General features: G+C 41.0%; 13 protein-coding genes. All 13 read right to left on the bottom strand.

The window, feature by feature from the left end; all coding sequences use genetic code 11:
* Positions 1–7: 7 nt before the first annotated feature.
* Positions 8–1,324 (bottom strand): flagellar protein export ATPase FliI, encoded by a 1,317-nt coding sequence (gene fliI, locus MHH41_RS07810; RefSeq protein WP_003212478.1) that lies wholly within the window; start codon positions 1,322–1,324, stop codon positions 8–10.
* Complete coding sequence (fliH, locus tag MHH41_RS07805; RefSeq protein WP_251191272.1) at positions 1,321–2,085, bottom strand: flagellar assembly protein FliH; 765 nt, start codon at positions 2,083–2,085, stop codon at positions 1,321–1,323. Before fliH ends, fliI begins: the two co-directional genes overlap by 4 nt.
* The gene (gene fliG / locus MHH41_RS07800) at positions 2,078–3,094 is read right to left on the bottom strand and encodes a flagellar motor switch protein FliG (RefSeq protein WP_003210883.1); all 1,017 of its coding nucleotides are present in this window, start codon (positions 3,092–3,094) and stop codon (positions 2,078–2,080) included. Before fliG ends, fliH begins: the two co-directional genes overlap by 8 nt.
* 11 nt (positions 3,095–3,105) lie before the next feature.
* Positions 3,106–4,698 carry a flagellar basal-body MS-ring/collar protein FliF gene (fliF, locus tag MHH41_RS07795; protein WP_034619909.1) on the bottom strand — a complete coding sequence of 531 codons (1,593 nt, stop codon included), beginning with the start codon at positions 4,696–4,698 and terminating at the stop codon, positions 3,106–3,108.
* Positions 4,699–4,747: 49 nt separating this feature from the next.
* The gene (gene fliE / locus MHH41_RS07790; RefSeq protein WP_003212183.1) at positions 4,748–5,065 is read right to left on the bottom strand and encodes a flagellar hook-basal body complex protein FliE; all 318 of its coding nucleotides are present in this window, start codon (positions 5,063–5,065) and stop codon (positions 4,748–4,750) included.
* 11 nt (positions 5,066–5,076) lie between these two features.
* Positions 5,077–5,529: a flagellar basal body rod protein FlgC gene (flgC, locus tag MHH41_RS07785; RefSeq protein ID WP_012009953.1), complete on the bottom strand. Its 453-nt coding sequence runs from the start codon at positions 5,527–5,529 to the stop codon at positions 5,077–5,079.
* Positions 5,529–5,918: a flagellar basal body rod protein FlgB gene (gene flgB / locus MHH41_RS07780; protein WP_012009952.1), complete on the bottom strand. Its 390-nt coding sequence runs from the start codon at positions 5,916–5,918 to the stop codon at positions 5,529–5,531. The genes flgC and flgB overlap by 1 nt, the downstream gene beginning before the upstream one ends.
* 286 nt (positions 5,919–6,204) lie before the next feature.
* Positions 6,205–6,984, bottom strand: coding sequence for a GTP-sensing pleiotropic transcriptional regulator CodY (gene codY / locus MHH41_RS07775; RefSeq protein ID WP_003210838.1), 780 nt, complete (start codon positions 6,982–6,984; stop codon positions 6,205–6,207).
* A 34-nt stretch (positions 6,985–7,018) separates the two neighbouring features.
* On the bottom strand, positions 7,019–8,419 hold the full coding sequence (gene hslU, locus MHH41_RS07770) for an HslU--HslV peptidase ATPase subunit (protein WP_003211907.1): 1,401 nt from the start codon (positions 8,417–8,419) through the stop codon (positions 7,019–7,021).
* Positions 8,420–8,435: 16 nt separating this feature from the next.
* Positions 8,436–8,981: an ATP-dependent protease subunit HslV gene (gene hslV, locus MHH41_RS07765; RefSeq protein ID WP_003211247.1), complete on the bottom strand. Its 546-nt coding sequence runs from the start codon at positions 8,979–8,981 to the stop codon at positions 8,436–8,438.
* Positions 8,982–8,995: 14 nt separating this feature from the next.
* On the bottom strand, positions 8,996–9,913 hold the full coding sequence (xerC, locus tag MHH41_RS07760; protein WP_003211704.1) for a tyrosine recombinase XerC: 918 nt from the start codon (positions 9,911–9,913) through the stop codon (positions 8,996–8,998).
* 62 nt (positions 9,914–9,975) lie between these two features.
* On the bottom strand, positions 9,976–11,280 hold the full coding sequence (trmFO, locus tag MHH41_RS07755) for an FADH(2)-oxidizing methylenetetrahydrofolate--tRNA-(uracil(54)-C(5))-methyltransferase TrmFO (protein ID WP_003212444.1): 1,305 nt from the start codon (positions 11,278–11,280) through the stop codon (positions 9,976–9,978).
* A 70-nt stretch (positions 11,281–11,350) separates the two neighbouring features.
* Complete coding sequence (topA, locus tag MHH41_RS07750) at positions 11,351–13,426, bottom strand: type I DNA topoisomerase (protein ID WP_003212237.1); 2,076 nt, start codon at positions 13,424–13,426, stop codon at positions 11,351–11,353.
* Between the last annotated feature and the right edge of the window lie 84 nt (positions 13,427–13,510).

Below are 13,510 nucleotides of genomic sequence, written 5' to 3'. Positions count from 1 at the left end.
GTTTTTGTCAATCCTCTCTATTCATCAAACCGAGCAATACATTCACACTGTCGTCAATAGATACAGCCTCTTCTACATCCTGCTTCAAAAATGAAATCAGATGAGGATAAGCCTGCATGGCATCATCAATGTCTTTCGAGGAGCCTTTTTTATATGCTCCAATGTTAATGAGGTCTTCAGCGTTTTGATAAGTGGATAAAAGCTGGCGGAACCGGTTGGCCGCCTCCTTGTGATCATGACTTGCGATATTGCTCATAACACGGCTGATACTTTTCAGAATATTGACAGCAGGAAATTGTCCTTTGTTGGCTAAAGCACGATCAAGTACAATGTGGCCATCTAAGATTCCCCTGACTGTATCAGCGATTGGCTCATTCATATCGTCACCATCAACAAGCACTGTGTAAAACGCTGTGATGGAACCAAGCTGATTCGTTCCAGTTCGTTCAAGTAATTTTGGCAGTATAGCGAACACCGAAGGCGTATATCCTTTTGTCGTTGGCGGTTCACCAGTTGCAAGACCGATTTCCCTTTGTGCCATAGCGACCCGTGTAACAGAGTCCATCATGAACATGACGTTTTTGCCTCTGTCTCTAAAATATTCTGCAATAGCTGTTGCTGTATAAGCAGCCTTCATTCTCGTCAGTGCAGGCTGGTCAGAAGTTGCGACGACAACAATCGATCGCTTTAGTCCCTCGGTACCTAAATCCTTTTCAATAAACTCACGAACTTCCCGGCCACGCTCTCCAACAAGGGCAATGACATTGAGGTCTGCTTCTGTCTGCTTAGCAATCATCCCCATTAAGGTACTTTTTCCAACACCACTTCCGGCAAAAATACCGATCCTCTGACCAGTGCCGACTGTAAGCAGACTGTCGATCACTCTGACACCAACGCCCATTTTTTCACGAATAGGTGGCCTGTCCATCGGGTTTGGAGGTGACTGATCTGTCGAAACAGGTGCAAGTCCCTTTGGAAGCATACTGCCGTCCAGCGGTTCACCGAAGGCATCAACAACTTCGCCAATTAACCCAGTCCCAACTTTGACCTTCAGCGACTCACCTGTCGCTTCAACTAGACTTCCTGGTGAAATATTGGATGCTTCTACATAAGGCATGAGCAGAATATTTTCATCTCTAAACCCTACGACCTCTGCTTTTATTGGATCGTGCTTACGCCCCTTTTTATGAATGAGACACACGTCTCCGATAGAACTTTCCGGCCCCTTAGATTCAATCATCAGTCCAACAACTCGATTGACTTTACCAAATCGTTTATAAGGATCTGCGGTTTCAATCGTTTCTTTTAACACATCGATGTTCATTTGTGATCACCTGAATCAATGACTTCTAGTAGCTTTTCTTTCAACTGATTCATTTGTGTATCAACACTCGCTTCCACTTTTCCAAAGCTTGTTTCTACGTAACAAGTCCCTTTTGGCGCTTTTTCATCCGAGTAAATGGCAAGGTGTGTATCCTTTTGAAGGATTCTGATTAATTCGTCTTTATACTCCATCACATGATCGTAATGTTCAGGGTCAACATAGATGGAAATATCGTCATATTCTTTCACTTCAGAAATGACCTGCTTCACGAGAGCCAAAAATTGATCTTTCGTGTCCTCAGCCGAGTACCAAACACGTTTGGCGAGTTCAAAAGCCAGTTCCACAATTTTTTCTGCGGAGCTTTCAATTTTTTCTTCGTAATCCTGCTTGGCAAGACTGACAATGTCATTTGCTTGATCAAGAATTGATCGGTACTGACTCATCGCATCTGCTTCACCCTTTTGGAAGCCCTCTTGGTAACCTGCTTGTTTCGCTTCTTCAATAAGCTGCATTCTTTCTTCTTCAAAATCAGCGCGGCGCTGATTGATTTCAGCCATTGTTTTTTCAAGCTCACTATTTGCTTGTTCTACTATACGGCTTGCTTGATCTTCAGCATCACTTAGTACAAGCTGCGACACTTCTGTTTCATTGACAAGCTCTTCTTCATGATGTTCTTTTTTGAACTCCACTTGCTGCAAAGGAATCGTTTGCCGGCCTTGCTCAGGAATAACAGATGTTTCATGTTTGATAATCCTAGACAATGATATCGTCTCCTCCGCCTCGAGCTATGACGATTTCTCCAGCTTCCTCGAGTCGTCTTACGATGCTGACAATACGGGTTTGTGCTTCCTCGACATCTCTAAGCCGGACAGGTCCCATAAACTCCATTTCTTCTTTGAACGTTTCGACCATTCTCTGTGACATGTTGCGGAAGACAATTTCTTTGACCTCTTCGCTTGCCACTTTGAGTGCAAGCAATAAGTCATCATTTTCAACATCTCTGATCACGCGCTGAATCGCTCTGCTGTCAAGAGTGACAATATCCTCAAAGACAAACATACGTTTCTTAATTTCATCAGCAAGCTCAGGATCTTGAATTTCAAGAGTGTCTAAAATGGTCTTCTCGGTCGCACGGTCTACACCATTTAGTACTTCTACAACCGCTTCGACTCCGCCCGTTTGCGTATAGTCTTGCGTAAAGGTTGAAGAAAGTTTTTGTTCAAGAATGCGTTCCACTTCATTGATGATCTCTGGAGATGTGCGATCCATTAAAGCAATACGTCTCGCAACCTCTGTTTGTACTTCCTCACCTAATTCAGATAAAATCTGCCCTGCTTGAACTGGATCTAAGTAGGAAAGGATGAGCGCAATGGTTTGTGGATGCTCATGCTGGATAAAGTTTAAGATTTGTTCTGGGTCAGCCTTTCGAGCAAAATCAAACGGTTTCACTTGAAGTGAGGATGTTAATCGGTTTAAGATACTATCCGCTTTGTCCTCACCAAGCGCTTTTTCAAGCACTTGTCTTGCGTACATAAGACCGCCTTGTGATATGTAGTCCTGCGCGATGGCGATGCTGTGAAATTCTTCAATGATTTCATCTTTTTTAGCAGTATCTACACTTCGCACATTGGAAATTTCCAATGTTAATTTTTCTATTTCGTCTTCAGACAGATGTTTGTATACAGATGCTGACACCTCTAGCCCTAAGGAAATCATTAGGATTGCTGCTTTTTGTCTGCCTGTTAGTCGATTTGAATCTTTTCTCGACATGTATATTCCTCCTAATCCTCGGACAGCCAGCTGCGTAGCAATTTAGCAAAGTCTTCTGGTTTATCTTTTGCCATTTTTTCAAGCTGATTTTTCCTCACCATTTCTTCTGTTTCTGGTTCAGTGTCGATATCAGGAACATGAATTGGTGTATGTTCATCAAACTCAAACTCTTCTTCCTCTTCTTTTCTGCGTTTACGCACAAGAAGAATAATGAGAGCGATAATTGCAAGTAGTAGCACACCGCCTACAATATAAACCCAAATTGGAATATTGTTTGATGGGTTTTCTGCTGCAGTTTGCTGTTTACCGTCTAATTTTGATACAGATAAAACAATTTTGTTATCTAAGTCCGCTTGAGTGAGCGCTTGACCATTTGTGTATTCTTTATCAATTGACGTGCTAATGATCGTTGAAAGAATCTTTTTAATATCATCTTGTCTTTCAGCTGTTAAAGAGTTCACATCGTTTGCAGTTGGTGGTTCGACCAGTGCTTGAATGCCAACATCTCTAATTTTATAAGGGCTCTCTTTGATATCTTTATGAATGCGGTTGACTTCATAGTTGATACGATCTTCGCTCTTTTCGTAATCTCCGCTACCGTTCGCTCCATCGGCGCCTTGATAGTTTGTGACATCATCGTCGCCTGTTCCAGCGGTTCCACCAGCTGCTGCACCATTTCCTGAATAAGTTTCAGCAATCTTTTCAGCGCTGACAGCGATGCCTTGCATGTTTTCTTTATCAACTGGTTCTACAAGGTCTTCTTTTCTTTTCTCTTCAGTAAAATCAATGTCTGTTGTGACCGATACAGCGACTTTTTCTTGACCCATCATTGTTCCCAGCAGCTGTTGAATTTTTCTTTGAAGGTTCTTTTCGATTTCTTCTTTTTTCTGCTGCTGTGCATCCATTCCACTTGCATAGGAATCGGAACTGCTGTTTAAGTCGTAGTAGTTGGAATCTTGGTCCATAATGACAATGTTTTCTGTCTTTAAATTCGGTACACTTTTTGAAATAAGATGATAAAGGCCTTTTACTTGCTGCGGCGCGAGCGTGTAGCCACGTTCAACTTGCAGCACAATGGATGCTGATGCATTACTTTGCTCTTCTCCAACAAAAACGGAATCTTTTGGCAGGTTAATCATAACTTTTGAATCTTTGATCCCATCAATCGTGTTGATTAGATTGGATAGTTCTGTCTGAGTTGCGTCTACTTTCAGAACATCAAATTCATTATCTGTTAAACCGAAGCCGGAATTATTCGCAAAGAAGGAGTAATCAATATTCCCTGTCTTAGGGAGACCCTCAGATGCGAGTGTTACTTTTAAAGAGTCGGCCTGCTTTTCTGGAACGAGAATCGTTGTTCCATTATTCGCAAGTTCCGATTTAACGTTTTTGCCATCTAGTTCCTGTTTGATTTGCCCAGCTTCTGCCTCAGACAAATCTCTAAACAATGGAACCATTTTTTCAGAAGAAGCAAAGATGCTAACAACCGTAATAATGATTGCTAGGGCAGCAACGCCGCCAATCATAAGTATTTTTTGTAATTTTGATCGATTTCGCCAAAACTCAACTGTTTTTGTTCTTAATTGCATTAAAGTACGATTCATCTTAACCCCCGGTCATTCCATTCAGTCTTTTTTTGTCCGTCAGCACCTCCTACATCTGCATTCTCATAATCTCTTGGTACGCTTCGACCGCTTTATTTCGAAACTCCGTTGCAGCTGTGAGTGTCACACTCGCTTTTTGCGAGGCAATCATGACTTCATCGAGATTGACATCTTTTCCTTGTGCAAGTGCATTTGTATACTGGTCTGATTTAAGCTGTGATTGATTTAATGCCTCAATGGAATTCTTCAGCACATCAGAGAAATTCGTTTGACTTTTAGGTGCAGCCGCATGAACGGACGATGCATTTGTCAATTCACTTGCTTGCTGAGCAGCTTGAAGCTGGAAAGGAGATATTGCGTTAACCAATTCTTTTCACCTTACTTTCCTATTTCTAAAGCTTTCATCAACATGCTTTTATTCGCATTTAGCGCGGTCACGTTTGCTTCATATGACCTTGAGCTGCTGATGAGGTCAACCATTTCCTTTAATGGATCAACATTAGGTGTTTGAACATATCCATTTTCATTGGCATCGGGATTTGTAGGATCATATTGAAGGTTGAATGGAGTTTCGTCTTCTGTAATCTTCGTTGCTTTCACGCCGTTTCCTAATTTACCGCTCGAATTCATGCTTGAGTTTAATATAGATGAAAACGATTCACCTGACGGCTGTAATGTGACGAGCTTACGTCTATAAGGCTCCCAGTTGCCATCAACCTGTTTCGCTCTTGTTGTATCCATATTTGCAAGGTTAGAGGATACAACGTCCATTCTGAGCCTCTGTGCTGTTAATGCAGAGGCCGAAGCGTTAACGCCTGAAAAAATTGACATCACTTACCTCCTGTCAAAACTGTTTTAAGAGAATTGAATTTTCCACTCATTCTTTCAACCAACGCATTATACTGAATTTGGTTTTTAGCGAGTTCACTCATCTCTTGATCAATATCGACATTATTTCCGTTTTCTTGATATGAAGTACGGTTGCTCGAAACAACTGAATAATTAGACCCTGTTTTAGAAAAATCAATGTGACCTTGGTATGTTTTTTTAGCATCTAACTTGATCGACGCATCGTTTAGCATATCATGAAATGCGACGTTTTTCGACTTGTAGTTCGGTGTGTCTATATTCGCGATATTATTGCTTATGACTTTTTGCTTAACATTCGCTCTGCCCAAGGCATTCTCAAGGTTGCTTATCGTTCCAGAAAATATATCCAAAACCATATACCTCCAATCATATGTATTTCATTCCATTTAATCATGTCGAGATTTGTAAAACCATATGTTCATTGTAAGAAATAATAGGATTAAAGTCTATGATGTATATGTAAAAAAAACTCGTAATATATATCTATTTTACGAATAGGTATAAAGACCTAGATTCAAAGAACTAAGAATTGTAAGGGTTTTCTTGGAAAAAAGAGTGTCATTTTTCGGACAAATCCTCTTTTTTTATAAAAAAAAACCCTTTTCAGCTTGTATTTCTGCTGAAAAGGGTTTTTGATTAATGAGATTTTAAATTTTCAAGTTCAATTAAAAATTTGTTGTTTAACACTTTGATATACGTTCCCTTCATTCCAAGAGAACGAGATTCGATGACGCCTGCACTTTCTAACTTACGTAAGGCGTTCACGATCACTGAACGAGTGATTCCTACACGGTCAGCAATTTTACTTGCCACTAGAAGCCCTTCGTTGCCATCAAGTTCTTCAAAGATGTGCTCAATGGCTTCAAGCTCACTATATGAAAGAGAACTAATCGCCATTTGGACAACAGCTTTACTTCTTGCTTCTTCTTCAATTTCCTCTGATTTCTCACGAAGGATCTCCATTCCAACAACTGTTGCACCGTATTCAGCAAGAATTAAATCATCATCTTTGAATGTATCTTGCAAACGAGACAGGATTAACGTCCCTAAACGATCTCCTCCTCCGATAATTGGAACAATGGTTGTCAAACCTGATTCAAATAAATCACGGTTCTCAATCGGGAAAGCTGTATACTCACTGTTAATGTCAAGATTTGAAGATGTTTCAGGGATGTTAAATAGACTCTTTGTATATTCTTCAGGGAACTGACGGTCTTCAAGCATTTTCTTCATACGCGGATTTTCAATCTGCTGGTTGATCGAGTAGCCTAGAAGCTTCCCTCTTCTGCTTAATACGAAAATGTTTGAATCAATGACATCTCTCAACGTTTCTGCCATTTCCTTAAAATTAACTGGTTTCCCCGCTGCATCTTGCAGCATTGAGTTAATAATCCTTGTTTTTTGTAGTAACGCCATATTAATGATCCTCCTAGATTACTTTATTCATTTGTTAAAGTATAAATTGACTTAAGTCTTTGTTATTCGCAATCTTTCCTAGCTTCTCTTCTACATACTGAGGGGTAATGGTCACTGTCCCTAGTGTAATATCAGGCGCCTCAAATGAAAGCTCTTCAAGCAGCTTTTCAAGTATGGTATGAAGCCTTCTTGCACCGATGTTATCTGTCTCCTGATTGACATGATAAGCCACTTCGGCAATCTTATGAATAGCATCGTCAGAAAATTCAAGAGATATACCTTCTGTTTCAAGTAAAGCTTTATATTGCTTTAATAATGCATTATCTGGTTCCGTTAAGATTTTCACAAAGTCTTCGATACTTAATTTATCTAATTCTACACGAATTGGGAAGCGCCCTTGAAGCTCTGGAATCAAATCTGATGGTTTTGCCATATGAAATGCACCTGCTGCTACAAAAAGCACATGGTCTGTTTTCACTGCCCCATATTTCGTCATCACAGTTGAACCTTCTACAATCGGTAAAATATCACGTTGAACCCCTTCACGAGAAACATCTGCAGATGATGCACCACCGCTTTTAGCGATTTTATCGATTTCGTCGATAAAAATAATTCCTTGCTGCTCTGCTTTATAGACAGCTTCTTGACTGACTTCATCCATGTCAATCAGTTTTGAAGCTTCCTCAGCTGTTAACGCCTTTCTTGCTTCTCTGACGGTCAGCTTTCTGCGTTTTTTCTTTTTAGGCATGAGATTGCCGAGCGCATCCTGCATGTTCATGCCCATTTGCTCCATACCCGAGCCCTGAAGCATATCAAACATGGATGGCTGCTGCTCTTCGACTTCGATCGTGACGTAATGATCTTCAAGTTCGCCCATAGCCAGTTGATGAGCGATTCGCTTTCTTGTCGATTCAAGTTCAACTTCTTCACTTGATTGATCTCGATCACGGTCATCTTCATCAGAACCACCAAACAGCATCTCAAAAGGATTTTTCACAGACTGGCTTTTTTTCTTGCCAGGAACAAGTAAATGAACAAGACGTTTATTTGCTTGTTTTTCTGCTTCTTCTTGAACGTCTTTCATCTTTTCTTCTTTGACAATTCGGATCGCTGTCTCAACTAGATCTCTGACCATCGATTCTACATCACGGCCGACGTAACCAACTTCAGTAAACTTCGTCGCTTCCACTTTAATAAAAGGCGCACCAGAAATTTTTGCAATTCTGCGGGCAATCTCTGTTTTCCCCACACCTGTTGGGCCGATCATTAAAATGTTTTTCGGAACGACTTCATCCTTTAGCTTATCATGTAAAAGGCTTCTTCTGTAACGGTTTCTTAAAGCCACCGCCACTGCTTTTTTCGCATCAAGCTGACCAATAATGTATTGATCAAGCTTTTCAACTATCTCTCTTGGGGTGAACGGCTTTTTCTCCATACGTCTCATGTCCTTTCTATTCAAGCTCTTCTAAAGTGATTTGATCGTTCGTGTAGACACAGATTTCTCCAGCGGTTTCAAGAGCTGCCTTTGCAATATCTCTTGCTGTGAGATGATCACCTGCATGTGTTTTGAGTGCTCTCCCGGCGCTAAGCGCATAATTGCCGCCTGAGCCGATGGCCAAAATACCGTCATCTGGTTCGATGACCTCTCCTGTCCCAGAGACAAGCAGGATGCTGTCTTTGTTCATAACGATCAGCATGGCCTCAAGCTGTCTAAGCATCTTGTCACTACGCCATTCTTTTGCTAGCTCTACGGCTGCCCGCTTTAAGTTACCACCATATTCTTCAAGCTTCGTTTCAAACTTTTCAAAGAGTGTAAATGCATCTGCTACTGAACCTGCAAAACCTGCAAGCACCTTGCCTCCGAAAAGACGGCGCACTTTTTTTGCTGTGTGTTTCATCACGACAGCCTGCCCGAAAGTGACTTGACCGTCTCCAGCCATCGCACTTTTTCCTTTGTGTTGAACGGCAAAGATGGTTGTTGCATGAAATGATGACATGAAAAAACCTCCTTTTAGGATCGTTTAAAAGCCCTTGGGTGATGAGACATGTACGTTTTCCTTAAAGAATCTTTTGATACATGCGTGTACACCTGAGTTGATGATAAATTCGAATGACCAAGAAGTTCTTGAACACTTCTCAAATCTGCCCCCTCATTTAAGAGGTGTGTGGCAAAGGTGTGCCTTAACATGTGAGGATGGATATGTAATGTGCCTGACGCCTTTTTCATTAGTTCAGTGAGAATGAATCGAACGCCTCTGTCTGTAAGAGGCGCCCCGCGCTGATTCAAAAACACATATGCATCAGCACGATCATTCCCCTTCGCTTTCAGCTTTAGCCTTCCATCCTCTAAATAAGTGATGAGCGCTTCATGAGCATATGAACCAAAAGGAACATACCGCTGCTTGCTGCCTTTTCCATGAACAAGCACTGTATCCATCGATAAATCAAGATCAGATTCTTTTAATGAACATAACTCACTGACCCTCATACCTGTTGCATAAAGAAGTTCTAAAATCGCTTGGTTTCTTTGCCCAAGCGGTGTGCTGACATCAGAAACTGTAAAAAGCTCTTTTAGTTCCTCTTCATACAAAAATGAAGGAATTCGCTTATCCTGCTTTGGTAAGCTAACGAGTAAAAAAGGATTTTCTTTCACAAGCTGTTCTCTTAATAGAAATTTATAAAAGCTGCGAAGCGCAGAGACTTTCTTACTAATCGTTCTTCTTGTCAGGCCTTTTTCATAAGCTTCTGTTAAATAAATTCTCGTATCTTGATAGGATACCTCTTCAAAACCGTCTATTCCTTGAACGTTCATAAATCTGACAAACTCTTCAATCGCTTCTGTATATCCTGAGATGGTTAAAGCAGAATAGTTTTTTTCAATTTGCAGATATTCAATGAATAAGTGGACAAGACGCTGTTTATTCGTCATTTTTACACCTCTTTAAGGCTTTTAAATGGTATCACATATCTTGCTTTCCGTGCAATGATTTACTACAGAGATTTCGAAATAGTTTGAATAGTTTCGATTGCGCGCTTAGCGTACTCCGCATAACGCTCTTGTTTGTTTTTAATGCGAACACCAAGATCTTTCAACAAACCAAAATTCGCATTCATTGGCTGGAAGCTTTTCTTGTTTGTCGATGTGATGTAATAAGCCATGCTGCCGATCGCTGTTTCCTCCGGAAGTGTCACAAGCTCTTCTCCTTTGACAAAACGAGCGGCGTTAATTCCAGCCACTAGTCCGGAAGCTGCGGACTCGACATAGCCTTCAACGCCTGTCATTTGTCCGGCAAAGAATAGATCTTCTCTATTTTTAAACTGATACGTTGGTTTTAAAAGACTTGGTGAGTTAATGAATGTATTGCGGTGCATCACGCCATAACGAACAATCTCTGCTTCTTCAAGACCTGGAATCAAGCGGAATACTTCCTTTTGGTCGCCCCACTTCAGATGTGTCTGGAAGCCGACGATGTTATATAAAGTGCCTGCTGCATCATCTTGTCTTAATTGAACAACAGCATAAGGTCTTTTTCCTGTTTTCGGATCTTCAAGTCCTACTGGCTTCATCGGACCAAACAACATCGTTTTCTTTCCTCTTTTCGCCATGACTTCAATTGGCATACAGCCTTCAAAGAAGATTTCTTTTTCGAACTCTTTTAATGGCACAGTTTCAGCAGAAATAAGCGCGTCGTAAAAACGATCGAATTCTTCTTCTGTCATTGGACAGTTTAAATAAGCAGCTTCTCCTTTGTCATAACGTGATTTCAAGTACACCTTATCCATATCAATGCTATCTTTCTCTAGGATAGGAGCCGCTGCATCGTAGAAGTACAGATATTCTTCACCAGTTAACGATTTTAATTCTTTTGAAAGTGCTTCAGATGTAAGTGGGCCTGTCGCAATAATTGTTGGACCTTCTGGAATGCTTTGCACTTCTTCTTGAAAAACTGTCACATTCGGGTGATTTTTTACGCGATCAGTAACGTTTGCTGCAAATTCATGACGATCTACTGCAAGCGCTCCGCCAGCAGGAACTGAGCTTTCATCTGCAGCTGCGATAATCGCTGAATCTAAATGACGCATTTCTTCCTTTAATACACCGACCGCATTTGTCAAAGCGTTGGCACGCAGTGAATTGCTGCATACAAGCTCTGCAAATTTATCTGTGTGGTGAGCTGGCGTTTGTTTGACAGGTCTCATTTCATACAAGTTGACTTTAATTCCGCGTTTAGCAATTTGCCATGCCGCTTCACTTCCAGCTAAACCTGCTCCGATCACATTTACAAATTGACTCATTGTACAACTCTCCTATTTCGTAAGTTCTGTTTGATGACATAAAAAAGCAGGTGAACAAGGCTGCTCACCGCTATTTTTGTTGTTCCTCTTTATAATCACAATTCACACATTGAACTTGCATGCCTTTTTTCAGCTTTTTCTCTACAAGCATATTTTCGCATTTTGGACACTTTCTTTCAATCGGTTTGTCCCAAGAGACGAATTCACACTCTGGAAAACGATCACAGCCATAAAAAATGCGGCGCTTCTTAGATTTTCGTTCAACAATGTTTCCTTCATGACATGTCGGGCATTTCACACCAATATCTTTCACAATTGGTTTTGTGTTACGGCAGTCAGGAAAGTTAGAGCAAGCCATGAACTTACCGTATCGACCCATTTTGTACACCATCGGATGTCCACACTCTTCACAGTCAACTCCGGCGTATTCAGGCTCAATCTCAACTTCTTGCATTTCTGCTTCCGCTTTTTCGACCCGTTTTGCAAAGTCTTGATAGAAGCTGTCGATAATACGAACCCATTCGATCGTACCTTCTTCAACGCTATCAAGTTCTTTTTCCATTTTCGCTGTGAATTCCACGTTAATGATTTCAGGGAAGAATTCAATGATTAAGTTGAGAACAATTTCCCCAAGCTCTGTTGGGATAAACCGTTTATTATCAAGTGCGACATAGCCGCGCTTTTGAATCGTATCTAATGTTGGTGCATACGTAGACGGACGGCCTATACCTAGCTCTTCAAGCGTTTTGACAAGTCTTGCCTCAGTGTAGCGCGGAGGCGGCTGCGTGAAGTGCTGTTCAGGTTCGATATCTTTTGAAAGAACCGTATCACCTTCTTTAAGATCAGGCAGCATTTTGTCCTTTTCTTCTAGCTGGTCGTCTTTCCCTTCTACATATACCTTCATGAATCCAGGGAATTTCACTTTGCTTCCGTTAGCACGGAATGTAAGCCCGTTATTATCAAGGTCCACACTCATTGTATCAAGAACAGCCGGCGCCATTTGGCTTGCGACGAATCGTTCCCAAATCAATTTATACAGACGAAGTTGATCTCGGCTTAAAACATGTTTGACATCTGCTGGTTTTCTTAGCGTAGATGTCGGTCTGATGGCTTCGTGAGCATCTTGTGCATTTTCATTCTTTTTAGCGGTTCGTTTTGTTGTATTTAAGAAATTCTTACCGTACGTCTGATCAATGAAAGCAGATACTTCTTCAATCGCCGTATTGGAAATACGTGTTGAGTCCGTTCTCATGTATGTAATGAGTCCGACTGTACCTTCTTTACCAAGATCAATTCCTTCATATAATTGCTGTGCAATCATCATCGTCTTTTTCGCACGGAAGTTTAATTTTCTCGCAGCTTCCTGCTGTAAAGTAGATGTTGTAAACGGAACAGCTGGGTTGCGTTTACGCTCTTTTTTCGTCACTTTCTCTACAGAGAATTTGCTCCCTTTTAGTTTCGAAAGGATTTCTTTTACATCTTCTTTTGTTTTCAGTGGATGCTTTTTGCCATTGACGCCAAAGAAGCTCGCTTCGAAGCTTTCTTTTCCTTTTAGGAATGTACCGTCAATTGTCCAGTATTCTTCTGGTTTAAATTCATTAATTTCATTCTCGCGATCAATAATCAGGCGGAGTGCAACTGATTGAACACGACCAGCACTTAAGCCCTTTTTCACTTTCTTCCATAAAATCGGACTAATTTTATACCCAACGAGACGATCTAAGATCCGTCTTGCCTGCTGTGCATCAACTAAATCCATATTGATCATACGTGGATGCTTAAAGGAATCTTTAATAGCATCTTTTGTAATCTCGTTAAAGACAACGCGGCAGTCAGAAGAGAGGTCAAGGTCAAGGCTATGCGCTAAATGCCAAGCAATCGCTTCTCCCTCTCTATCGGGGTCAGCTGCGAGATAGACTTTCTTTACTTTTTTCGCAGCTGTTTTTAATTCTTTTAATACGGGGCCTTTCCCGCGAATTGTAATATACCTCGGTTCGAAGTCATGCTCAGTGTCAACACCAAGCTGACTTTTCGGTAAATCTCTTATGTGCCCCATTGAAGCCTTTACTTTATACTTTTTACCTAAATAACGCTCAATCGTTTTCGCCTTGGCTGGCGACTCAACGATGACTAAATAATCAGCCATACTCAAAATCCCCCTTAAGAGGTGTTCTCTCTTTATACATTTCACAATTCATATTTATGTTAATTGCACCTATCTAACAGGCAA

It is taken from the genome of Bacillus sp. FSL K6-1145, assembly GCF_038003425.1.
Taxonomy (GTDB): Bacteria; Bacillota; Bacilli; order Bacillales; family Bacillaceae; genus Bacillus; species Bacillus pumilus.
This window is presented reverse-complemented; position numbering and strand designations above follow the sequence as displayed.